We start from the raw sequence: 23,077 nt of genomic DNA on the forward strand, positions 1-23,077 counted from the left end.
CAACGAATCGCGCGCTCTGTCAATAAATAAATCAGACTGAATTATTATTGACAGGGGGATCAACATCCGGCACCTTCATGGTGCGGATCTCGGGAGGAGGACGCGCGTGAGCGAAGTACAAGATATCAGTGAGCCTGAGGCCACGCAGTCTGCCGTTCGCGGTGGAACGCAAGCGGGGTTGAGGGCGCATAACGAGCGGTTGGTTCTGTCCATGGTGCGCCAGAACGGCCCCTTGGCAAAGGTTCAAATCGCCAAGATGACGGGCCTTTCGGCCCAGACCGTCTCTGTGATCATGCGATCCCTGGAGTCGGATGGCTTGCTCGTGAAGGGAGAGCCGGTGCGCGGCAAGGTGGGGCAACCCTCCACGCCCATCGGGCTTTCGGCCACGGGCGCCTATTTCTTTGGATTCAAGATAGGACGGCGCAGTGCCGAACTGGCACTCACCGACTTTCTGGGCCGGATCGTGGCGCGGCGGATCGTGACCTATCGCTATCCCGAATTGGAAACCACGCTGGCCTTCGCCCAAGAAGCGCTTGAAGCGATTTCCGGCTCACTTTGTCCCGAGGGGCGTTTGCGGATTGCCGGGATCGGTGTGGCGATGCCCTATCAGATATGGGATTGGGAACGTACCATCGGGCTGCCGCCGGGGACGATGTCGTCATGGCGCGATGTGGATATCCGGGCGGAACTCGGCCGGTTCAGCGACCTTCCCGTGCATCTGAGCAATGATGCCTCGGCGGCCTGCGGGGCGGAGCTTGTTTTTGGGGCCAAGGATCGTCCCTCCAACTTCCTCTACTTTTATATCGGCTACTTCATCGGCGGCGGCATAGTCCTGCGCGACAATCTCTATACCGGGCTGTCGGGCAACGCCGGGGCGCTCGGCTCCATGCCTGTTCCGGGGCCGGATGGGCGTATGGCGCAGCTTATCGACGTGGCCTCGCTGTCGCAGGTGGAATCCGCGATGCAGGCGCAAGGGCTCGCGACGGCCAAGTTATGGTCAGGGGTTGAGGGGTGGGACGTGCCGAAGCCTATCCTCGCGGAATGGACCGAACGGGCTGCGCAGGGCATGGCCTATGCCATCGCTTCCGCGGCGGCCCTGATCGATTTGGATGCGGTTTTGATCGACGGCTGGATCTCGCCCGACTTGCGCCTCGCGCTGGTGGACCGCACCACAGCAGCGCTTGATCACATCGATGTCTCAGGGATCAGCCCTCCGGTAATTCGCCCCGGGACCGTCGGGCATGACGCCCGTGTCCTTGGCGCGGCAAGCTTGCCCTTGTCCGAAAGGTTCCTCGTTGAGGCGGGTGCGGGCTTCAATACCAAGACCTGAACCAAGACCTGAGCGCGTCTTTGCTTGCAGCCCGGGGCGAACCCGTGTGTTATGCCAGCGATAACGACCGCTCAGGAGGCTTCATGACATCCCAGCAGGACGCGCCGCAATGGCCGACTGTCTTCGATGGGCACAACGATCTGCTGTTGCGGATGATGCGCGGGCAGATCACGGCGGAGAATGTGGCGGACGGCTTGCCTGACGGGCATATCGACCTGCCACGTGCGCGCGACGGGGGCTTTGGTGGCGGGTTCTTCGCCATTTTCGTACCCAGCCCCTCCGACAAGGAAGAGCGCTACGCCGAGATGCAGAAGGCGAGCTATCGCATCGACCTTCCCGACCCAGTTCCACAGCACATCGCCGAAGAGTTCGCCGAAGGGGCCTTTGCCGCCATCTCCGCGCTTGAAGCCGCCGGAGCAATCTCCGTCGCCCGGTCGAGCGCCGAGCTTTATGCCGCGCTCAAGGGCGAGCGAATGGCCGCGATCATTCATATGGAAGGGGCAGAGGCCATCGGCCCCGGGCTAGAGCAACTTGCGGATTATCACGCGCGGGGCCTGCGGTCCCTCGGCCCGGTCTGGAGCCGGCCCACGATCTTTGCGGAGGGCGTGCCATTCGCCCATCCCGCGACGCCTGACATCGGCGGCGGGCTGACGGATGCGGGGCGTGCGCTCATTTCTGAATGCAACCGGTTGGGGATCATGATCGACCTGTCGCATCTCAACGAAAAGGGGTTCGACGATGTGGCCGCGATCAGCGACGCGCCCCTTGTGGCCACGCATTCCAACGCCTGGAGTGTCACACGCCACGCGCGGAACCTGACCGACCGGCAGCTGGAGGTGATCGCCGAGAGCGATGGGATGGTGGGGATCAACTTTGCCTCGGCCTTCCTGCGGCCCGATGGGCGCATGCAATCGGATGTGCCGGTGGAGGATTTTTTGCGCCACCTCGACCATTTGATCGATAAGGTCGGCGAAGATCGTGTCGGCTTTGGCTCCGATTTCGATGGGGCGCTTGTTCCTGACTGGCTTGTGGATTGCGCAGGTCTGCCGAATCTTTGGGCGGCGCTGTCAGATCATGGGATAGGTGCACGGCTTCGGGCCAAGCTTGGTCATGAAAACTGGTTGAGGGTCCTTTCCCAAACGTGGAAGGACTAACGACGAAGGCGCCGGGAAACGGCGCGAAACGAAGACCAACAGGGGAGTAATTTTATGAAACAGTTCAAATCGTTGGGGGCCGCGGCGGTGATTGCCGCATTGATGAGTTCCGCAGCACTTCCGGCCTTCGCGGAAACGCCGCCCAACATGCTCGTCATCGCCAACCGCATTGACGATATCAAGACGATGGATCCGGCCGAAAGCTTTGAGTTCGCCGGGGCGGATGTGTCGCGCAATGTCTATCAGAAGCTGGTCAACTTCGACCCGCTGGACCTTGATGCGGGTTATCAGCCTGACATCGCCGAAAGCTGGGAAATCAGCGAGGATGGCAAAACCATCACCTTCCAGATCGCCGAGGGCAACACATTTGCGTCCGGCAATCCGGTAACGGCCAAGGATGCGGAATTCTCGCTCCGCCGGGCGGTGCAACTGGACAAGACGCCCTCCTTCATCCTGACGCAGTTTGGTTTCACCCCTGACAACGTCGAGGAAACCATTGTCGCCACGGATGACAGCACGCTCACGCTGGTGCTCGACAAGCAATACGCGGTCTCCTTCGTGCTCAACTGTCTCACGGCGACAATCGGCGGCATCGTCGATAGCGAGACGGTCATGGCCAACGAGGTCGACGGCGATATGGGCAACGAATGGCTGCGGACGAATACCGCCGGCTCCGGCCCTTATGTTCTGTCCTCATGGAAGCCCAACGAAAGCGTTCTGCTGGATCTCAACCCCAATTATGGCGGCGAGAAGCCCGCGATGGAGCGGGTGATCGTCCAGCATATTCAGGAAAGCGCCACGCAGCGGCTCCAGCTTGAGCGCGGCGATATCGACGTGGCACGAAACCTGTCACCAGAGGACGTGGCCGGCGCACTCGAAGTCGATGGCGTCAAGATCGTTGACGAATTGCGCGGGCGGCTGATGTATTGGTCGGCGAACCAGAAGGCCGAGCCGCTGACTGACCCCAAGGTGATCGAGGCGCTGAAACTCGCCACCGATTATGAGGGCATGGCGAACAGCTTCCTCAATGGGCAATACACTGTTCATCAGGCGTTCTTGCCGCGCACCTTCCTCGGCGCGCTGGAGGATACCCCCTACAGCTATGACATGGATGCGGCCAAGGCGGCGCTGGCGGAATCGGGCTATGCGGATGGTTTCCCGCTGAAGATCTCCGTTCGTGATGCTCAGGAGCGTATCGATATCGCCCAGTCGCTTCAGAATACATGGGGCCAACTTGGGATCGACGTGGAACTCATCGTCGGAACCGGGGCACAGACGCTTGATCGTTACCGTGCGCGGGAGCATGACATCTATCTGGGGGCGTGGGGCCCGGACTATCCCGACCCCAACACCAACGCAGGGACTTTCGCGTATAACCCCGACAACTCCGACGAGGCCGGCGCAACAGGTCTTCTGGCGTGGCGCAATGCTTGGGGCATCCCGGACATGAGCGAAGAGACACTTGCCGCCGTGGTCGAAAACGACACTGAAAAACGTGCCGAGATGTACCGAGCGATCCAGACCGAGCATCAAAAGATCAGCCCCTTTGGCGTGATGTTCCAGCAGGTCGAACAACACGGGCTGCGTGAGAATGTCGAGAATTTCGTCGCGGGCGGCGCGACGACGGCGGTTTCCTACTGGGTCATCACCAAGTAAAACTGCCCTGAAATAAGCGCCGGCGGCACGGCTGTGTCTCCGGCGTTTCCCCTTCTTCTTGCAGAAGGTGGGAAAAGAAAGAAAGCGCCAGTCCATGACGCAAAGATCCTCTGTCCTCCAAGCCGCGCGACGTGCGCCTCTGGCGCCTCGCTGGCCCAAGAAGGTGGCCTCCACGCTGCTCACCATGGCGGTCACCGTGCTTGGCCTTCTGTTCGTGACCTTCATGATTGGCCGGGTGATGCCCATTGATCCGGTTCTTGCCGTGATCGGCGAACGGGCGACGCAGGCTCAATATGACGCGACCTTTCGCGAACTGGGGCTCGACAAGTCATTAGTGTCGCAATTCTTCATCTACGTGCGCGATGTGCTGCACTGGGATTTCGGCACTTCGATCCGCACCGGTCAGCAGGTCTCTACCGACATTGCGCGGGTGTTTCCGGCCACGCTGGAACTGGCCACCCTCGGTACGTTGATCGGCGTCATCATCGGCGTCCCGCTTGGCGTTGTCGCTGCTGTTTATCGCGGAAGCTGGATCGACCAGACGGCGCGCGTGGTCGGTCTTGTCGGCTATTCGATGCCCATCTTCTGGCTTGGTCTGATGGGGTTGTTGATCTTTTACGGGATCCTCGGGTGGGTCGCAGGGCCGGGGCGGCTTGGCGTCTTTTATCAGGGCGTGGTGCCCACGGTGACGGGCCTCATGCTGATCGACACCCTGCTCGCCGGGGAGTGGACGATCTTCAAGGATGCCTTCTCGCACATCATCCTGCCCGCCAGCCTTCTGGGGTATTTCAGCCTCGCCTATATCTCGCGGATGACGCGCTCCTTCATGCTCGAACAACTCAACGCAGAGTATATCACTACCGCACGCGTGAAGGGCCTGAGCGAATGGGAGGTTGTCTGGAAACATGCGTTTCGCAATATCCGCATCCAACTCATCACGGTGATCGCGCTCGCCTATGCCAACTTGCTGGAGGGCTCTGTTCTGACGGAAATCATCTTCGCCTGGCCGGGGCTTGGGAGCTATATAACCACCTCGCTGTTGTCCAATGACATGAATTCGGTTCTTGGGGGCACGGTGGTGATCGGCACGATCTTCGTGGCACTCAACATCTTTTCGGACCTGCTTTACCGGTTTTTTGATCCGAGGGCGAAATGAAGATGACCGATCCTTCGACCCTGCGGGCATGGTTGCTCGCAGAGGCACCGACCTCGCGCCGGCAGGCCCGCGCCTCTGCGTGGTATGTCGGCTGGCTCAACCTGCGCAGCAACACGCTTGCGATGGCCGGGTTGATCTTCCTCGCGCTCTTGTTGCTCGCCGCTGTTTTCGCGCCGTTCTTGGCAAGCCACGATCCCTTCGCGCAGGATCTGGGGGCGCGCCTGCTTGCGCCGGGCACCGACGGGCATCTCTTCGGGACCGACAGTCTGGGGCGCGACATCTACTCCCGCGTTCTCTATGGCGCGCGCATTTCGATCTATATCGTCCTTTTGGTTGCGCTGGTCGCGCCGCTGCTGGGACTGATCATCGGGACGGTCGCGGGATACGCGGGCGGTTGGCTCGATGTGGTGCTCATGCGGGTCACCGACATTTTTCTAGCCTTTCCACGGCTCATCCTCGCGCTTGCCTTTGTCGCCGCGCTCGGGGCGGGGATCGAGAATGCCGTTCTGGCGATCTCCCTCACCGCGTGGCCCCCCTATGCCCGGATTGCTCGGGCGGAGACCCTGACGATCCGCAATTCCGATTTCATCCACGCGATCCGGCTTCAGGGCGCAGGACCGGTGCGCATCGTGATGCGGCACATCTGGCCGCTCTGTATCTCCTCTCTCGTCATCCGCGTCACTCTCGACATGGCCGGGATCATCCTGACGGCGGCGGGCCTCGGGTTTCTTGGCCTTGGCGCGCAACCGCCCAGCCCCGAATGGGGGGCAATGGTTTCTGAGGGACGCAAATTTATCCTCGATCACTGGTGGGTCGCGACTGTGCCCGGCCTCGCCATCTTCTCCATCTCGCTGGCGTTCAACCTGTTGGGCGACGGGCTTCGCGATGTGCTTGATCCGAAGGAGGGCGGCGCATGACCCCTCTGCTTGATGTGCAAAACCTCTCCGTGAAATTCCCCACCCGTGGCGGGATCGCCGAAGTGGTGCGGGGCATCTCCTTTACGCTGGGCAAGGAACGGCTGGGGATCGTGGGGGAGAGTGGTTCGGGCAAGTCCATGACAGGGCGTGCGATCCTGCGGCTCATCCGCAAACCGGGTCAGGTCACGGCGGACCGGATGAGGATGGGCGAGGTCGATCTTCTCGCCGCGAGCGAAAAGCAGATGCGCGCCATTCGGGGCAGCCATATTTCCATGATCATGCAGGACCCGAAGTTTTCGCTCAATCCGGTCATGTCCGTCGGCCAGCAGATCGTCGAAGCACTGCGGGCCCATGACCGGCGCACTTCCAAGGTCGCGGCCCAAACGCGCGCGATCGAGATGCTGGACGCAGTTGCCATAAGAGACCCCGAGCGCGTCATGACGCTGTATCCGCATGAGGTATCGGGCGGCATGGGGCAGAGGATCATGATCGCCATGATGCTGATCCCCGATCCGGAAATTCTCATCGCCGATGAGCCGACCTCCGCCCTCGATGTCTCTGTGCAGCTTCAGGTGCTGGAAATCATGGACAAGCTGGTGCGCGAGCGTGGCATGGGCCTCATCTTCATCAGTCACGACCTCAACCTCGTGGCCAACTTCTGTGATCGGGTGGCCGTCATGTATGCAGGCAGGATCGTCGAGGTTTGTGAGGCGGGACGCCTTCATGAGGCGGTGCATCCCTATACCGTGGGACTGTTGAACTCTGTGCCCAATCTCCAAAATCCACGCCCGAGGCTTGAAGTGCTCAAGCGCGATCCCGCATGGCGCGACGCGCCGTCGGTGGTGGCGTCATCATGAGCGCGCTGACGATTGAAGGGCTGAACGTCTGGTTTGGCGAAGGGCGCGAGCATGTCTTTGCCGTGCGCGACCTTTCCCTCGATGTGGAGGAGGGCGCCAGCTACGGGCTGGTCGGGGAGAGCGGATCGGGCAAATCCACCGTGCTGCGGGCGATCACCGGCCTCGTTCCGACGTGGCGCGGCTCTATGAGCGTCATGGGAGAGGCGCTTGGCGTCGGGCGAACGCCAGCTTTCTACAAGACGGTGCAGATGGTTTTTCAAGACCCGTACGCCTCGCTTCATCCCCGCCACACCGTCGATCAGGTCCTGTCAGAAGTGCTCAAGCTACACGGGTTTCGCGATATTGACGCCCGCATTGACCAGTTGCTGGTGGATGTCGGTCTTGGGCCGGGATATCGCTTTCGCTATCCGCATCAACTCTCCGGGGGACAGCGACAGCGCGTGGCCATTGCCCGCGCCCTTGCGCCCGATCCGCGCATCCTGCTTCTGGATGAGCCGACCTCGGCGCTCGACGTTTCCGTACAGGCGGAGATCCTGAACCTGTTGACCGACCTGCGCGCGCGGCACGGCCTGACCTATCTCATGGTGTCGCACGATCTGGGTGTGGTCGGGCATATATGTGAGCGGATCGCGGTCATGCAGTCCGGTGAAATCGTTGAGACACTGGGCGTGGAGGAGATGCGCCGGCTGGAGGCCAAACACCCCTATACGCAGCACCTGCTGGACAGCAGCCTCAGAAGCGCGCGGGGCTGAGCCGGGCCAGACCCAAGGCGAGCGCCGCACCGGATCGCACACCGTCGACAAGGGGAACACCGGTGCGCCCGTAGAGCGCCGCCCGGTGCCGCGCCATACCGGCACAACCCAGAACGACGGAGGTGGCCCCGTCCTCCTTCGCCGCCAGAATTTCGCGGGCCAATCGATCAAGGACCGGCGGGGTTCCGGCCTCTACCTGCAACACCCCCAGCCCGCTGGGGCGCACGCCGGTGCAGAGGCGCGTGAAGCCCAAGGCGTCAATGTTTGCCTCTATCACGGGGGCCGCCTCCGGCACGGTGGTGACGACGCCGAACCGCCCGCCAAGCAACGCTGCCATGTGGAACGAAGCCTGTCCGATCCCGATCACGGGGCAATGCGCCGCTGCGCGGGCTTCGGTGAGGGCGACATCGTCGAAACAGGCAATGACGATCACATCGACGCCTGCATCCCGCGCCCGATCCAGTTGTGCGATAACACCGGGGATCGCGGCCTCTCCGTCCTTGGGGCCCTGTATTGCCGGGGGACCGTCGTGATTGGTCCAGCCGAGGATATCCGCCTCCGGCAGGACGTCTCGCGCGGTCTCGGTGATGCTTTGCGTCATGTGGACGGACGAGTTGGGGTTGAGGAAAAGGACCCGCATCACACGCCCCTGCCGGCATCCGATCCGTGCCGCGCACGCCGCCGGGCCATGACCATGAGGGCAAGCATGCAGGCCCCGATGATCACCAGCGAAAAGAGCGTCGTGAGCGTGCCGAGCGCATAGATCACCGGGGTCGTGACATTCGTCGTCATCCCGAAGATCTCCAGCGGCAGGGTGTTGTAGCTGCCCGCCGTGAGCAGGGTCCGCGCGAATTCGTCATAGGACAGCGTGAAGCCGAACAGGGCGACACCGATGAGCGAGGGCGCGATAATCGGCAGGACAACGTAGCGGATTGTCTGCCACGGGGTCGCGCCCTGATCTCTGGCGGCCTCCTCATAGCTTTTGTCGAAGCGGTTGAAGACGGCGAACATGATGAGCAGGCCAAAGGGCAGGGTCCATGTCAACTGCGACCCGAAGCCCGACGTGGCCCAGTGGATCTTGAACCCAAGCTGATTGAAGATGAGACCAACCCCGAGGGAGATGAGGATCGAGGGGATCACGAGGCTTGCGATGATCAGATAGAACAAGGCGCCAGAGCCGCGAAATCTCTTGCGAAAGGCAAGGCCGCCCATCACCGAAATGACCACCGTCGTGACCATGACCATCAGGCCGAGGGCGAGCGAACGTCTGAAGGCGCCCCAGATGTCGCCCACTGCCTGCTGCTCGAAGAGGTCGAAAAACCAGTGCATGGAGACACCGTTCATCGGGAAGGTCAGGCCGCCTTGCGGCCCCTGAAACGACAGGATGCCGATGGTCAGCGTGGGCCCATAGAGAAACAGGATGAACAGGGCGAAGAAGACCGTGAGAATGTAGAAGGAGCGGGGGCGCTGTTCCATCTCAGAGTTCCTTGCGAATGTCGACGAAGCGCAGCAGGATCGCGATCGTCAGCAGGACGGTGCAAAGCAGCACCACGGAAGTCGCGGCCGCCGAAGGATATTGCAACAGTGCTATGTCGTTGGAGATGAGCCGGCCCACGTTGGCCTTCTGACTGCCCGACATGAAGCGCACGGTGATGAAATCGCCCATCACCAGCGTGACCACAAAGATCGTGCCGATCATGATGCCCGGCTTGGTGAGCGGAAAGATCACATGCACCAGCGTCTGAAACCCGCTTGCCCCGGCGTCTCGCGCGGCTTCGAGCAGTGATCGGTCGATGCGCATCATGGTGTTGAAAATCGGCACCACCATGAACAGCGTATAGAGATGCACGAAGGCGAGGATCACGGAGAAATCCGAATAGAGCAGCCATTCCAGCGGCTCGTCGATCACGCCCCATGAAATCAACGTCTGGTTGGCGATGCCATTGCGCCCCAAAAAGGGGATCCAGGAGATCATGCGAATGATGTTGGAGGTCCAGAACGGGATCGTGCAAAGCAGAAACAGCGCGATCTGCATCGTCTGGCTGCGGATGTGGAAGGCGAGGTAGAAGGCTACAGTAAAGCCGATCCCGAGAGTCAGCGCCCAGGTGATCGCGGCATATTTGAACGTGGCAAAGAACACCCGATAGGTCACATCGGAGCCGAAGAGGAACGCGTAATTCTCAAGGCTGAAGGCCGGGATGATGGAAAATTCCGTCGCCCGCCAGAAGCTCACCACCGTGATGGTGAGGATCGGCAGGACGAGGAACCCGAACAGGATCAGCGCCAGCGGGCTGGCTTGGGCCCAGCCCATGACATTGCGGCTCTTCAAGATGCGGTCCATCCCGGCCTTTCTTCTTCGCTCTGGTCGTGGAGGGGATGCGGGAGGCCGGTGGCCCCCCGCGTGTACGGCATTACGCCGCGATGAACTCATTCCATTTGCGGACCATGTACTGGTTCTCGTCCATGACGGCGTTCCAGCAGGCAACTTCGCCCATACGCTCATAGAAGGAGCCGCCGTCGCGGACCTCTCCGGGTTGGGCCATCACGTCGCCGAAGGGGTTGGCAATTGGCTCGACCGCTTCCTTGCCCTCGAACCAATAGCCCCACTCGTTGGCGCTCATGTAGTTCTTGGAGGTTTCCGGCACGGCGGAGTAATAGCCTTGCCGCATCAGGAAGCCGCCGACCCAACCATCGAGATACCAGTTGATGTATTCATAAGCCGCGTCCAGCTCCATGCCCGTGAGGGCCTTGGACAGGCCGATGCCACCGCCCCAGCTGCGATAGCCCTCTTCGAGCGGTTGATAGACGCATGGAATGCCGCGGGATTTGACGGCGGTGATCGCCGGGGACCACATCGACTGGATCACCACTTCGCCGGAGGCCATCAGGTTGACGCTCTCGTCGAATGTCTTCCAGAAGGCGCGGAACTGGCCCGCGCGTTTGGCCTCGGTGAAGATCGCAAAGGTCTGGTCGATTTCGTTGCGGGTCATGTTGCCCTTGTCGCCATAGGCGATCTCTCCCATGGATTCGCAGACCATCGCCATGTCCATGATCCCGATGGAGGAAATGTCGAGGATCGACGCCTTGCCCTTGAACTCAGGGTTCAGAAGCTCGGACCAGTTGGAGATTGGGCGCTTGATGAGATCGGGGCGAATGCCAAGCGTATCGGCGTTGTAGATCGTCGGGATGAGCGTCATCCAGTTGGTCTCTTCGCTCGCGAAGGAGGTGGAGCCTTCGCTCTCGACGAAGCCGACGGTATGGGGGGCGGTGCCTTGGGCGACCACGCTCTCGGGGGTCAGCTTGCCGTCCTTGAAGATGCCGACGATCTTGTCGTAGTTCTTGATCTTGCTGACGTCCATCGCTTGCAGGTTGCCCGTCGGCCAGACCTTCTTGCAGATCCAGTATTCGATATCGGCGATGTCAAAGCTGCCCGGTTGTGTCGCGGCGCGCTGTGTCACGCTATCGGAATCGAGCGCGGTCATTTCCAGTGTAAAGCCAAGCTCTTCCTTTACCTTCTGGCCCACCTCGTTGAGGTTGGACACCCCGGTGCCGAACTGGCGCAAGGTGATGTCCTTGATCTCCTGCGCCCAGATCATCGGCGCGGGCAGGGCGGAGGCGGCAACGGCGGCGCCCCCGGATTTCAGGATCGAGCGTCGGCTATAGCGGATCTTGCTCATCGTTGGTCCTCTCTGTTGGTCGGTTGTATCAAGCTTGGAGACGGTGGAGCCGCCCCTCGTCCCAGGCCAGCCCCACGGCATCGCCCGGATTCTTTGGATCGGAAAAGAAGGTCGCCTCGGGAACGAGGGCGAGAATTTCGGTGCCGCTCATCTCGGCCGTGACGGCCACGTGGGCGCCCTGATATTCCACGGTGCGCACGATCGCGGGCCGCCCCGTGGGGCCAAGTCGCACATCATCGGCGCGCAGCGCATAGCGAACCCCGCCTTCCGACAGCACGTTGTGCCCCCCCATGAAACGGGCGACGAATTCGGTGCGCGGCGCGGCAAAGACATCGCGCGGGTTGCCTGCCTGTTCGATAACGGCGTTATTCATTACGACGATTTCGTCCGCGAGGGCGAGCGCCTCATCCTGTCCGTGGGTGACGTGCAGGAAGGAGATGCCCAACTCGCGTTGCAGCTTTTTGAGTTCCGCCCGGACGCGTACTCTCAGGAAAGGGTCGAGCGCTGACAAAGGCTCATCCAGCAGCAGAACCCGCGGTTTCGTGACCAGCGCACGGGCCAGCGCGACCCGCTGTTGCTGCCCGCCGCTGAGTTGCGCGGGAAGTCGTTCCGCATAGGTTCCCATATCGACCAGCTCAAGCATTTCACCCGCCGCCCGGTCCCGTTCGGCGCGGTCGATCCCCTTCATGCGCAGCGAAAAAGCGACGTTGTCGCGCACGGAGAGATGAGGGAAGAGCGCATAGCTCTGGAACATCATCGCCGTGCCACGGCGCGCGGGCGGCAGGTAGGAGACATCCTGTCCTTCCAGCACGATGGACCCGTCGCTGATATCCTCGTGGCCCGCGATCATGCGCAGAGTGGTGGACTTGCCGCAGCCAGAAGGCCCCAGCAGGCAGACATAGCTGCCCCCCTTGAAGACATGGCTGACATCACGGACGGCGACGGTATCGCCGTACCGCTTGGTCACATGCACCAATTCGAGATCTGCTCCGCTGCGCATCTTTGTTCCCCGTATTGCTGCATTTATGTGGAAGCGCCGAAGCCGGATTCGAAAGCAGAATGCGCCGTGATCTCCGTCTGCCGCGCGTGTTGCCTATTTTTTCGGCGCACCACATGCAGGGACGCGCAAAATCTGAACCAGAATTGTATACGATATTGGATTCGAACTGGCGGCGCTTGCGCGGCAATTGGTTTGGTCCCCATGCTCAGGTGAATCACAAGTGGGCGGTATATGGTGGAAATCCGGTCGTCGGGGAGCGAGAGGGTCGCGCAGGAACTGGCGCTGGCCATCCATGAACACCGGGTCGCACCCGGTGCGAAGCTGAACGAAGATGAGGTGGGCGAGGTTTTTGGCGTAAGCCGCACGGTCGTGCGCGCCGCGCTGCAACAGCTCTCTCATCAGCATCTCGTGGACCTACGCCGAAATCGCGGGGCCTTCGTCGCGCGGCCTTCGGTGCGGGAGGCGCGGGAAGTGTTCGAGGCGCGTGCCTTGCTGGAGCCGCGAACCGCGCGCTCTGCCGCCGAAAGGATCACCGGGTCCGACATCCTCGCGCTGCAACGGCATATCGACGACGAACACGCCGCGCTTGATGCGGGCGATATTGGCCGGGCGCTGCACCTCTCTGGGCTTTTTCATATAGAAATCGCGCGCATCGCGGATCAGAGCACGATCGCGGAATTCATCGCACAGCTCGTCGCGCGCTCATCGCTCATCATCGCGCTATATTGGGCGCGGCGCACGGCGCTCTGCGAAAGTCACGCCCATGATGCGCTGTTGCGCGCCTTGGCCGGTGGGGCAGGCGAGGAAGCCGAAGCACTGATGAAAAGCCATCTGCTCGACCTGCTGACCTCGCTCGACCTGCGCAACCGGAGTTCCGCACCGCAATCGCTGAAGGAGGCGCTGTCATGATGCGTGTGGCAAGGCCCGATGATATCGACCTCATGCTCGATTGGGCCGCAGACGAAGGGTGGAATCCCGGACTGGAGGATGCGGCCGCCTTTCGCGCCGCTGATCCGCATGGGTTCTTCGTGACCGAAGCAAAAGGGGTGCCCATCGCCGCCATCTCAGTGGTGAACCATTCGGCCAGTTTTGCCTTTCTGGGGCTCTATCTCTGCAAGCCGGAGTTTCGAGGGCTGGAGATTGGCTATGCGTTGTGGCGGCACGGCCTCGCCCATGCCGGGCCACGTACCGTTGGGCTCGACGGTGTCGCTGCGCAGCAAGGGAACTATGCCCTATCGGGATTTGTCCGGGCGGGGGCGACCCATCGCCTGCACGGCCGTATCGCGGCGCAGCGCGATCCTGCAATCCGCGCGGCGACCGCAGGGGACTTTTCTCGCCTGATGGAGCTTGACCGCCGTGCGACAGGTGTTGATCGGTCGCGGTTTCTCGCCGTCTGGTTTGTGCAAACGGCAACCCGGCGCACGCTTCTGTTGGATACGGCGTATGGGCCGGCTGGGGTAGTGACGATCCGGCAATGCCGGCAGGGGGTCAAGGTGGGGCCGTTGATCGCGCGCGACGCACCGGCGGCTCTGCGCCTGTTGAACGCGGCGGCGGAGATCTTTGACCCTGATCTGATCGTGGATGTTCCGGACAGCCAGAGCGACCTGATCGCCGCGCTCGAGAAGTCGGGATTTACGTGCGGCTTTTCCACGGCGCGGATGTATCGTGGCACGCCGCCCGACGTGAACGGAACGCTCTGGGGCGTCGCCACGCTCGAACTGGGGTGATTGACAAATCTGACTGATTTACTAGGACAAGGGAAACCTCGCAGGGAGCACCGATGTTTCAGCTTGAAAACCCAAGGCCGCGTCGCAAACCAAGCCTGACGCCGATGATCGATGTGGTCTTCCTGCTGCTCGTGTTCTTCATGCTCGCGTCACGGTTCGGGATGGACATGCACCTGCCGCTCAAGGTGGCGGGACAGTCAGGCGGGGAATACACCGGCCCCCCCCGACTGGTGGATGTACTGCCTGAGGGAATACGGCTCAACGGGGTGGAGATTGCCGCCGATGCCTTGGCCGCAGAAATCGAACGCCTGACCGAGAAGCCCGAAGACACGATCATCCTGCGCCCGAGAGATGAGGCGAGCCTGCAACGGATCGTCGAAGTGATGCAGACGCTCGGCGATGCCGGGTTCAATCAGATCGTTCTGGTGGAGTAGCCCCATGCGTTTCACAGAAGCCCCCCGCCGCGCGCCAAGCGAAAACATGGTGCCAATGATCAACGTGGTCTTTTTGCTCCTCATCTTCTTTCTGATGACGGCACAGATCGCCCCGCCGGAACCCTTCGAAGTCACGCCGCCCGAAGCGGCGGAAACCGAACAGCCTGTCGGGGAGTTCACGCTCTATCTCAGTCCCGAGGCGGAGCTAGGCTTTCGCGATGCACTTGGGGAAGAGGCAGCCCTCGCGGCATTGGAGGCGGAACGAGCCGCGTTTTGTGCCGCAGAAGATTGCGAGGGTGAGGCCGCACCGCCCCTGACACTGCGGGCGGATCAGGGGGTTCCGGCGACGGAACTGGCCAAGTTGCTCCCCAAGCTCGGGGCGCTCGGGTTTTCGGATGTGGAGCTTGTGACGGCGACGAACTAGGCGCGGTCCTTGGCGTCGAGCCACGCGCGAATGATTTCCCGGTGCCGCTCAGGGCCGTAGCTGGGAAAATGCCCGCCGTGAACCACCCGCACCGGCAGATCATAGAGCCGAACCATGGAGCTATGATAATCGGCGGCATCGGCGTGATACGTGTCTTCGATCAGCGGGCCATCATAGACGATGTCACCGGAAAACAGGATGCCGGTCGCCGCTTCCCACAGCGCGATGCCACCCGGGGAATGTCCGGGCGTGTGAATCACCTCGAAATGCCGATCCCCCAGATCAATCAGGTCGCCATCCACTACGGTACGTGTCGCGGGTGCGGCTTTCACGGCGTAGGTCGTGGATTGATAGGGTGCCGGCGGTAGCTGGTCGAAAATCTCATCGGTGACGTAAGGATCGGCGAGAGTGGCCCTGTTTGCGGGGCAGGCGAGGATCTCGGCTTCGGCCTCATGCACGAGACGGTCCTGAAATTCATGGTGACAGCCGATGTGATCGAAATGGGTATGGCTCGCCACCGCGCTCAGCGCCCGTTCGGTAACCAGCGGCACCCAGTCGCGCAGGGAGACGACCCCCATACCACTATCGACCAGCATATCGCGGTCGCGGCCACGAACATGCCAACAGTTGCAGCGATAGAATTCCTTGATGTGCGGCTCCGATATGAGCGAGACATCATCGCCCTTTCGCTCGACCTGCCACCAGTCCTCCGGTTTGGCGCGATCCATCACGCTGCCTCAAAGACGCTGGCCGCTGCGGGATCGGCGGCGAGGGTGATCGTCTCTCCCTCCGCCGGGCAGGATGCGGCGGGCAGGTGGGCAATCAGGGTAAGATCGGGCGCGGCCTCGGGCGACAGGTGCGCGCGGCAATGCGTGCCGAAGAAGGCCGCATCCCTGACCGTCGCAGGGCCGATGAACAGCGCCCCCGCACCGGTGCCAATTGCCTCCGGGCGCAAACAGAGGGTCAGCGGACCGGCCCCGGGCGCCGCAAGTGGCAGCTGGCCGAAGGGGGTTTCGATTCCATGCGCGCTGGCCTTGGCGGGGATGCGGTTCATCTCCCCCATGAAGCCAGCGGCAAAGAGGCTGGCGGGCTTTTGATAGATCCGCGCCGGGGGGCCCTGATCCTCAATCTGGCCAGCATTCATCACCACGATCCGGTCGGCAATGGCCATCGCCTCTTCCTGATCGTGGGTGACGTGCACAAAGGTCGTGCCCACGGCGCGCTGAATACGTTTGAGCTCGTCCTGCATCGCCCGGCGTAGTTTGAGGTCGAGCGCGCCAAGCGGCTCATCCAGCAGCAGAACGTCGGGAGACACAGCAAGCGCGCGGGCAAGGGCCACCCTCTGGCGCTGCCCCCCGGACAATTCATGCGGGCGCTTGTTGGCCGCGTCGGCAAGCCCCACTAGGCCCAGCATTTCCTCGGCTTTTGCATGGCGTGCTCGGCGGCCCATCCCCCCCATGCGCAGCCCGAAGCCGACGTTGTCGCGCAGGGTCATATGCGGAAACAGGGCGTAATCCTGAAACATCGTCGTGGTGGGCCGTTTGGCGGGGGGGACATGGGTCATGTCCGCGCCCCCGATCAACACGCGGCCAACCGACGGCGCGATGAACCCGCCAAGAACCGACAGCAAGGTCGTCTTGCCGCACCCGGAGGGGCCAAGCAGCGTGATGTACTCCCCGGCGGCGATCTCCATCTCGATATCGGTGAGGGCCTGATAGGTGCCGAACCAGTGGTCGACATGTTGGATCGAAACGGGGGCGGTCATGGGCGTTTCCTGAAGATGAGCAATTCGGCGAGAAAGACAGCGACGATGGAGACGAGGAAAACGAGGCTGCCGATGGCATTCAGACGCGGCGAGAGGCCAGAGCGCAGCAGTGACCAGATCTCGACCGGAAGCGTGACATCGAAACGGGTCAGCAGGAAAGAGATGATGAACTCATCCCAACTCAGCGTGACCGAAAGGAAGAAGGCCGCGAGCAGGGCGGGCATCAGCATCGGCACGGTCACGAGCGTGACCACCTGCCACTCACGCGCCCCGAGGTCGCGGGCGGCGCGCTCTGCATTCTGTTGCTGCGCCCCCATGGAGGCATAGATGATGGCAAAGCAGAGCGGCAGGTTGATGACCACATGGCCGATCCCCGCCGTCATCAGAGAGAGCGGAAGGCCGAGGCGCTGGAGCACCATCAAAAGCCCAAGGCCGACGATGAGGTAGCTGACGGTGAGAGGCGCGATCAGCAGGCCCCGCACCAGGGCCGATCCCGGCATGACATGCCGCGCAAGGCCGTAGGCGGCAAGGAAGCCCAAGGTGCAGGCCACGGCGGAGGACCCGCCAGCCACCGCGAGTGAGTGCAAAAGCGCGGCGACGAGGTCTTCATCCCCCAGAATGTCCGCATACCAACGCAAGCTCGGCCCGTCGAAGGGCGGCACCGGAAGCCCGCCCCCCTGAAAGGAGAACAGCACCAGTGCCCCGACGGGCAGGTAGATGAAGACGAAGGCGGCGGTGAGGTAGATCCACGGAAGCACTCTCATATCCGGTCAAGCCTCAACCAGCGGGCGCATCCGAGATACGCCAGTGTCACCAGCCCCATCAGCACGATGGCAAGCGCCGAGGCGAGCGGGAAGTCCGCGCGGCGGCCAAGCTGCACCATGATGACCTGCGGCACGGTCAATTCGTTGTTTCCCCCGAGGATCTGCGGCGTGATGTAATCGCCGATACAGAGCACGAAGGTCAGGAAGGCACCGGTCACGATGCCGGGCAGGGTGAGCGGCAGGATGACATGCCGAAACGTTTGAAACGCATTGGCCCCAAGATCCATCGCCGCCCGTCGGTAATTGGGCGAGAGTTGAATGAGGTTGGCAAAGATCGTCAGCGTCAGGAGCATGACGAAGAAATGCACAAAGCCCGTCACCGTCGCGATGCGGGTATTGGCCAGCGTGATCGGCTCCGCGATCAGGCCGAGCGTCATCAGCGCCTTGTTCACCACCCCTTCGCGCGAGAGCACCAGAAGCCACGCATAGGACCGTACCACATAGGAGGTCCAGAAGGGCAGGATCGCAAGCAGCAGGGCAAGCCGCTGCCACCGCGGCGGCACGCGAAAGGCGATGATCCAAGCCAGCGGATAGGCAAGCAGGATAGACAGGACGGTAACCGTGAGGGTGATTTCGAGCGAGACGAGCACCGCGCGCCAGAGGTACGCCTTCTGCGCAAGCTCGGCATAGTTCGCCAGCGAAAACCCCCAGACGAGCGTGCGCCCTTCGAGCGTGGCAAGGCTCATCGCCCCCATCACGACAAAGGGCACGACGAAGAACGCCAGCGTCCAGAGCAGAGCCGGGGCAACAAAGCCCCAACCCTTGAGTGTATCGCGCGCTATCACTGGCTCAGCGTCTCCAGCCACAGGTCCTGCATCTCTATATCGAGATCGATGTCAGGCGCGGGGTAAAGCTGCGTCCGGGCCAGATAGTCGGGCTGATCATCCCAGCGCAAAACAGCTTTCTGCGCGTCCGAAAGATGCGCCCCCGCTTCGGCATTCGCAGGCATCCCCCAGAAGCAGGAGGAGGTCGCAAGCCGCGCTTGCCCCTCTGGGGAGACGATGTATTTCACGAATTCCAGCGCAAGGTCGGGCTTTTCGCTATCGGCCAGCACCCCGATGGATTGCGCCCAGCGCACCGCGCCTTGTTCGGGGATGGTCCAGGTCAGTTCGGGTTGCTCTTCGGCCAGAACGGCAGTCAGCCATTCGCCGCCGCCCACGACGATATCGACCTCACCCGTGGCCAGGGCGGTCTGACTCGCGACGACGCCGGCGACGGAGGCCGCGCGTCCGCGCATGTCTGTCAGAACAGTGCCCAATTCTTCGAGGGTGTCGGCGCTGATGTCGGCGGTGTCGATCCCGGCGGACATGGCCGCGAGCCCCATGACAGGCAGGTAGTAATCGTAGATGGTCAGGCGACCGTCGTATTTCTCGGACCACACCTTGGTGAGGTCTTCCATATCCGCCGGATCGACCTTGTCGGAGTTGTAGGAAATCGTGTTGTAGCCGAACTTTTCGGTGACCGCATAGGTCTTGCCATCCGCGCCGTTGTTCTCCGCCATCACCACTTCGGGAAAGAAATCCCCGGTCGGAAGTTGATCGGCGGGGATCTCTGCCAGAAGGCCCGCATCGACGGCGCGGAACACGTCGATACCGTCGATCACCAGCACATCCCAATCACCGGGGCGCGACTGTTCCAGAAGGGCCAGAGCCGCGCCTGTACCTTCGTATTCGCGCAGGTTGACCTTGACCCCATGCGCCTCCTCAAAGGGTTCGATCAGCGCCGGATCAGTGTGATCGCACCAGACGAGCGCGTTCAATTCCTCCTGCGCCATGGCCGCTGGCGCGAGACAGGTGCTGCCCAGAAGGGCGAATGTCAGTTTCTTCATCGTTGTTTCCCCTGTTGGTGGTCGTTCTTGAGAAAAAAGTTGAACAGGTTCATTTTTATAGTCAACAATAAAATACACAGCGGGCAGGAGAGTTTGAGAAAAATGGCCGGTTTGCGCGAAAAACAGAAAGCGGCGCGGGAGACGCGTATCCTGCGGGCGGCCTCGTCGCAGTTTCGCCGTGAGGGATACCGCAAGGTGCGCATCGAAGATCTCGCCGAGGCGGCGGAGGTCTCTGTGGGGACGGTCTATAATTACTACCGCACCAAGGGCGACATCCTGATCGCGACAGTCGCCATGGAGGTCGAGGAGGTTCTTGCCGCTGGGGAGGGCATCGTCGCGGAGCCTCCCGACGGGGCGGAGGCCGCGTTGCTGGCGTTGATCTTTCAATACTACGACCATTCGCTCGAATACCTCTCCAAGGAGATGTGGCGCATGGCCATGGCCCTGTCGATCGAGGCGCCGGGCACGCCGAACGGTGTGCGCTACAGCGCACTCGACAGCAAACTTGCGGCGCAGGTCACCGACCTGATCGCCGCGTTGCAAGAGCGCGGCGAGGTGCGGGGCGATGTGGATGCGGGGCCGCTTGGCAGGGTCGTCTTCAACACGCTCAATCAGATCTTCATCGACTTTGTCCGCGATGAGGCGATGCCGCTCCATGCCTTGCGCGAAACCCTTGCGGAGCAGATCCGCCCCCTGTCGCGGCTCATGTCCCCCGGCAAGACCTGACGCGGGCGACAGATCCGCGTTGACAGGCGGGGCGGGGCGAATAGGCTGCGCCGAACCACGCGCATCACAGGTCAGGACGCCCCATGTCGCACGTCTTTCCCCGCCATTGTCACAAAACCTTGCCCACGGCTTCGGGCGGTGATGGCTGCTATCTGATCGATTCAACTGGCAAGCGTTATCTTGACGGGTCGGGCGGTGCGGCGGTGTCCTGTCTGGGGCATTCCGATCCGCAGGTTCTGGATGCGATCCGTGATCAACTCGACCGGGTTGCCTTTGCCCATACCGGATTCTTCACCTCCGACCCTGCCGAGAGCCTTGCCGATCTTCTGATTGCCAACGCGCCGGGCGATCTGGATCGCGTCTATCTGGTGTCGGGCGGGTCCGAGGCGACCGAAGCGGCGATCAAGCTGGCCCGGCAGTATTGGGTCGAGAAGGGTGAGCCGGAGCGCAAACACCTCATCGCCCGCAAGCAGAGCTATCACGGCAACACCATCGGCGCGCTTTCGGCGGGGGGCAACGAATGGCGGCGCAAACAGTTCGGCCCGCTCCTGCTGGAGATGAGCCATATCGACCCGTGCTATGCCTATCGCAACCAGCGCGGTGGTGAGAGCGCGGAAACCTATGGCGTGCGCGCCGCCGATGCGCTGGAGACGGAGATCCTGCGGCTTGGCCCAGAAACGGTGATGGCCTTCATCGCAGAGCCGGTGGTGGGGGCCACCGCCGGGGCCGTTCCCGCCGCACCGGGCTATTTCAAGCGGATCCGAGAGATTTGTGACCGCCACGGGGTTCTGCTGATCCTTGATGAGGTGATGTGCGGTATGGGCCGGACCGGCACGCTCTTTGCCTGTGAGCAGGATGGGGTCGCCCCCGACATCGCCTGTATCGCCAAGGGTCTGGGCGCGGGGTATCAGCCTATCGGGGCCATGCTTTGCACCAGTGCGATCTATGAGGCCATCTCTCAAGGATCGGGATTCTTCCAGCACGGGCACACCTATATGGGGCATCCGGTGGCCGCGGCCGCTGGTCACGCCGTACTGTCCGCCATTCTGGAGCGTGATCTTCTGGCCCGTGTCCAGACGCAGGGCGCGCTTCTTGACCGGCGCCTGCGAGAGGTTCTGGGCCCGCATCCCCACGTGGGTGATATTCGGGGGCGCGGCCTCTTTCGCGGGGTGGAGCTTGTGTCGGACCGGGAATCCAAAGCCCCCTTCGATCCCGCGCGCGGGTTGGCCGCCAAGATCAAATCGGCGGCGTTTGAGGCAGGGCTGATCTGTTACCCTATGTCAGGCACCATCGACGGGCGTCAGGGCGATCACATCCTGCTTGCGCCGCCCTTCATCATCTCAGACGCCCAGATCGATGAATTGGTGGGCATCCTTTCCGGGGCCATCGAGACCGCTCTGGCGCACTGAACGCGCCTGTCCCACCCTTTCGCGGTCCACCCGCACCGCGTCGCGAGGCGCGAAAATGGCGGCAACTTGGGCATCGATCACAGGGTTTATCCCCCCATGTCCGGCGCAGTCCTGCGGCGCGACGAGGTGATCCGTTTGGGAAATCCCCGTCGCTGGAACCGGGCGCCCCTAAGCAGGCTGGAGCGCCTTGATCACGGCCCCGCCGAGGCCCGCCGGGCAAGGCTGTGTTAACAAAAGGGTAAATCTTCGTTGCAGGCCAGATTTCCCATGCTATCGTCGGAGTTGTGAAAACGCGTGGGGTTCACGGATCCGGGCTTGCACTGGATGGACACACTCGCCGAACCTGCGAGAACGCCGCGCGCAACCAGGGAGACTTTCATGAAATTTCTAAAGCTGACCGCCCTTGCAGCCACTCTTGCAACCGGCGGCGCGGCCATGGCTCAGGACCAGTTCATCACCATCGGAACCGGCGGCCAAACCGGCGTTTACTTCGTCGTTGGCCAGTCGGTCTGTCGTCTGGTGAATCGCGGCTCCGCCGAGCATGGGCTCAAATGCACGGCCCCGTCGACGGGTGGTTCCATCGCGAACATCAACGCGATCAAGGCCGGTGACATGGATATGGGCGTCGCACAGTCCGACTGGCAGTTCCATGCCTACAACGGCACCTCCCAGTTCGAGGGCAACAAGTTCGACGATCTGCGCGCTGTCTTCTCCGTACATGGGGAGCCGTTCAACGTGATCGCCCGTATGGACGCGGGGATCGAAACCTTCGAGGATCTCAAGGGCAAGCGCGTCAACATCGGCAACCCCGGCTCCGGCCAGCGGGCGACGATGGAAGTCGTGATGAACGCTCTTGGCTGGACCGAGGATGATTTCGCGCTCGCCTCCGAGCTCAAGCCTGCGGAGCAATCCGCCGCGCTCGGCGACAACAAGGTGGATGCGATCATCTACACCGTCGGTCACCCCGCCGGGTCGATCCAAGAAGCGACCACCACGGTCGATGCCAAGCTGATCCCCGTCGAGGGACCGGAGATCGACGCGCTCGTTTCCGAAAACCCCTACTACGCCTATGCCACCATCCCCGGCGGCATGTACAACGGCAACGACGAGGACGTGAAGACCTTCGGCGTGAAGGCAACCTTCGTGACCTCCGCTTCGGTGTCGGATGACGTGGTCTATACCGTGGTCAAGGCCGTCTTTGATAACTTCAACCGTTTCAAAGGCTTGCACCCGGCATTTGCGAACCTCACCGAAGAAGAGATGATCTCGGGCGGGCTGTCCGCGCCGCTGCATCCCGGTGCGGAAAAGTACTACAAAGAGCAAGGCTGGCTCGAGTGATCCTTCCCTTGGATTTCTGAGTCATTCCGGCGGGCCCTTCACGGGGCCCGTCTCTCTGCCCCGCCGTTCGGTGCGGCACAGGTAATTTGCGGGCGGGTGCGTG

24 protein-coding genes are annotated in these 23,077 nt (G+C 62.1%); 14 read left to right on the top strand and 10 right to left on the bottom strand.

Annotated elements, in window-relative coordinates; all coding sequences use genetic code 11:
- Positions 1 to 106: 106 nt before the first annotated feature.
- From BM234_RS02970 to BM234_RS03000, 7 genes are all read left to right on the top strand, one after another.
- A complete protein-coding gene (locus BM234_RS02970; RefSeq protein ID WP_281247926.1) occupies positions 107 to 1,330 on the top strand; it encodes an ROK family transcriptional regulator in 1,224 nt (407 codons plus the stop codon).
- 83 nt (positions 1,331 to 1,413) lie between these two features.
- Positions 1,414 to 2,484: a dipeptidase gene (locus BM234_RS02975; protein ID WP_092060457.1), complete on the top strand. Its 1,071-nt coding sequence runs from the start codon at positions 1,414 to 1,416 to the stop codon at positions 2,482 to 2,484.
- A 54-nt stretch (positions 2,485 to 2,538) separates the two neighbouring features.
- Positions 2,539 to 4,140, top strand: a complete 1,602-nt coding sequence (locus BM234_RS02980; RefSeq protein WP_092060459.1) for an ABC transporter substrate-binding protein — start codon at positions 2,539 to 2,541, stop codon at positions 4,138 to 4,140.
- Between the two features lie 94 nt (positions 4,141 to 4,234).
- A complete protein-coding gene (locus BM234_RS02985) occupies positions 4,235 to 5,296 on the top strand; it encodes an ABC transporter permease (protein WP_092060461.1) in 1,062 nt (353 codons plus the stop codon).
- 2 nt (positions 5,297 to 5,298) lie between these two features.
- Positions 5,299 to 6,213, top strand: coding sequence for an ABC transporter permease (locus tag BM234_RS02990; RefSeq protein WP_092060463.1), 915 nt, complete (start codon positions 5,299 to 5,301; stop codon positions 6,211 to 6,213).
- The gene (locus tag BM234_RS02995) at positions 6,210 to 7,070 is read left to right on the top strand and encodes an ABC transporter ATP-binding protein (protein ID WP_092060465.1); all 861 of its coding nucleotides are present in this window, start codon (positions 6,210 to 6,212) and stop codon (positions 7,068 to 7,070) included. The genes BM234_RS02990 and BM234_RS02995 overlap by 4 nt, the downstream gene beginning before the upstream one ends.
- Positions 7,067 to 7,822 (top strand): ABC transporter ATP-binding protein, encoded by a 756-nt coding sequence (locus tag BM234_RS03000; protein ID WP_175501202.1) that lies wholly within the window; start codon positions 7,067 to 7,069, stop codon positions 7,820 to 7,822. The genes BM234_RS02995 and BM234_RS03000 overlap by 4 nt, the downstream gene beginning before the upstream one ends.
- On the opposite strand, the gene BM234_RS03005 is transcribed toward BM234_RS03000, so the two are convergent.
- The 5 genes from BM234_RS03005 to BM234_RS03025 all read right to left on the bottom strand — a co-directional run bounded on the left by BM234_RS03005 (position 7,803) and on the right by BM234_RS03025 (position 12,499).
- Entirely contained in the window at positions 7,803 to 8,462 is a 660-nt protein-coding gene (locus tag BM234_RS03005; RefSeq protein ID WP_092060467.1) for an aspartate/glutamate racemase family protein, read from the bottom strand. The two genes, BM234_RS03000 and BM234_RS03005, sit on opposite strands and share 20 nt — an antisense overlap.
- Complete coding sequence (locus BM234_RS03010) at positions 8,462 to 9,298, bottom strand: ABC transporter permease (RefSeq protein ID WP_092060469.1); 837 nt, start codon at positions 9,296 to 9,298, stop codon at positions 8,462 to 8,464. Before BM234_RS03010 ends, BM234_RS03005 begins: the two co-directional genes overlap by 1 nt.
- 1 nt (position 9,299) lies before the next feature.
- A complete protein-coding gene (locus BM234_RS03015) occupies positions 9,300 to 10,163 on the bottom strand; it encodes an ABC transporter permease (RefSeq protein ID WP_092060471.1) in 864 nt (287 codons plus the stop codon).
- Between the two features lie 70 nt (positions 10,164 to 10,233).
- Positions 10,234 to 11,499, bottom strand: coding sequence for an ABC transporter substrate-binding protein (locus BM234_RS03020; RefSeq protein WP_092060473.1), 1,266 nt, complete (start codon positions 11,497 to 11,499; stop codon positions 10,234 to 10,236).
- 28 nt (positions 11,500 to 11,527) lie between these two features.
- Complete coding sequence (locus tag BM234_RS03025) at positions 11,528 to 12,499, bottom strand: ABC transporter ATP-binding protein (RefSeq protein ID WP_092060475.1); 972 nt, start codon at positions 12,497 to 12,499, stop codon at positions 11,528 to 11,530.
- A gap of 231 nt (positions 12,500 to 12,730) precedes the next feature.
- On the opposite strand from BM234_RS03025, the gene BM234_RS03030 reads away from it, so the two are divergent.
- Genes BM234_RS03030 through BM234_RS03045 form a run of 4 tightly spaced genes read left to right on the top strand, consistent with a single transcriptional unit; the run spans position 12,731 to position 15,084 of the window.
- Positions 12,731 to 13,408 carry a GntR family transcriptional regulator gene (locus BM234_RS03030; protein WP_092060476.1) on the top strand — a complete coding sequence of 226 codons (678 nt, stop codon included), beginning with the start codon at positions 12,731 to 12,733 and terminating at the stop codon, positions 13,406 to 13,408.
- Complete coding sequence (locus BM234_RS03035; protein WP_092060478.1) at positions 13,405 to 14,226, top strand: GNAT family N-acetyltransferase; 822 nt, start codon at positions 13,405 to 13,407, stop codon at positions 14,224 to 14,226. The genes BM234_RS03030 and BM234_RS03035 overlap by 4 nt, the downstream gene beginning before the upstream one ends.
- Before the next feature lie 53 nt (positions 14,227 to 14,279).
- Positions 14,280 to 14,660: an ExbD/TolR family protein gene (locus tag BM234_RS03040; protein ID WP_092060480.1), complete on the top strand. Its 381-nt coding sequence runs from the start codon at positions 14,280 to 14,282 to the stop codon at positions 14,658 to 14,660.
- A 4-nt stretch (positions 14,661 to 14,664) separates the two neighbouring features.
- Positions 14,665 to 15,084 carry an ExbD/TolR family protein gene (locus BM234_RS03045; RefSeq protein WP_092060482.1) on the top strand — a complete coding sequence of 140 codons (420 nt, stop codon included), beginning with the start codon at positions 14,665 to 14,667 and terminating at the stop codon, positions 15,082 to 15,084.
- Here the strand turns inward: BM234_RS03045 and BM234_RS03050 are convergent.
- From BM234_RS03050 to BM234_RS03070, 5 genes are read right to left on the bottom strand one after another with little or no spacing between them, the layout of a single operon-like run.
- On the bottom strand, positions 15,081 to 15,812 hold the full coding sequence (locus tag BM234_RS03050; protein WP_092060483.1) for an MBL fold metallo-hydrolase: 732 nt from the start codon (positions 15,810 to 15,812) through the stop codon (positions 15,081 to 15,083). The genes BM234_RS03045 and BM234_RS03050 overlap by 4 nt on opposite strands.
- The gene (locus tag BM234_RS17820; RefSeq protein ID WP_092060485.1) at positions 15,812 to 16,849 is read right to left on the bottom strand and encodes an ABC transporter ATP-binding protein; all 1,038 of its coding nucleotides are present in this window, start codon (positions 16,847 to 16,849) and stop codon (positions 15,812 to 15,814) included. Before BM234_RS17820 ends, BM234_RS03050 begins: the two co-directional genes overlap by 1 nt.
- Entirely contained in the window at positions 16,846 to 17,613 is a 768-nt protein-coding gene (locus BM234_RS03060; RefSeq protein ID WP_092060487.1) for an ABC transporter permease, read from the bottom strand. Before BM234_RS03060 ends, BM234_RS17820 begins: the two co-directional genes overlap by 4 nt.
- Positions 17,610 to 18,458 carry an ABC transporter permease gene (locus BM234_RS03065; RefSeq protein WP_092060489.1) on the bottom strand — a complete coding sequence of 283 codons (849 nt, stop codon included), beginning with the start codon at positions 18,456 to 18,458 and terminating at the stop codon, positions 17,610 to 17,612. The genes BM234_RS03060 and BM234_RS03065 overlap by 4 nt, the downstream gene beginning before the upstream one ends.
- Positions 18,455 to 19,501 (bottom strand): extracellular solute-binding protein, encoded by a 1,047-nt coding sequence (locus BM234_RS03070; protein WP_092060491.1) that lies wholly within the window; start codon positions 19,499 to 19,501, stop codon positions 18,455 to 18,457. Before BM234_RS03070 ends, BM234_RS03065 begins: the two co-directional genes overlap by 4 nt.
- A gap of 102 nt (positions 19,502 to 19,603) precedes the next feature.
- Here BM234_RS03070 and BM234_RS03075 point away from each other — a divergent pair, with 102 nt between their 5' ends.
- The 3 genes from BM234_RS03075 (at position 19,604) to BM234_RS03085 (ending at position 22,974) form a co-directional block, all read left to right on the top strand.
- Positions 19,604 to 20,227 (top strand): TetR/AcrR family transcriptional regulator, encoded by a 624-nt coding sequence (locus BM234_RS03075; RefSeq protein ID WP_092060493.1) that lies wholly within the window; start codon positions 19,604 to 19,606, stop codon positions 20,225 to 20,227.
- An 83-nt stretch (positions 20,228 to 20,310) separates the two neighbouring features.
- Entirely contained in the window at positions 20,311 to 21,636 is a 1,326-nt protein-coding gene (locus BM234_RS03080) for an aspartate aminotransferase family protein (RefSeq protein WP_092060495.1), read from the top strand.
- Positions 21,637 to 22,014: 378 nt separating this feature from the next.
- Positions 22,015 to 22,974: a TAXI family TRAP transporter solute-binding subunit gene (locus BM234_RS03085; protein ID WP_092060497.1), complete on the top strand. Its 960-nt coding sequence runs from the start codon at positions 22,015 to 22,017 to the stop codon at positions 22,972 to 22,974.
- Positions 22,975 to 23,077 lie beyond the last annotated feature (103 nt).

This window comes from Poseidonocella pacifica (genome assembly GCF_900111875.1).
Lineage (GTDB): Bacteria > Pseudomonadota > Alphaproteobacteria > Rhodobacterales > Rhodobacteraceae > Poseidonocella > Poseidonocella pacifica.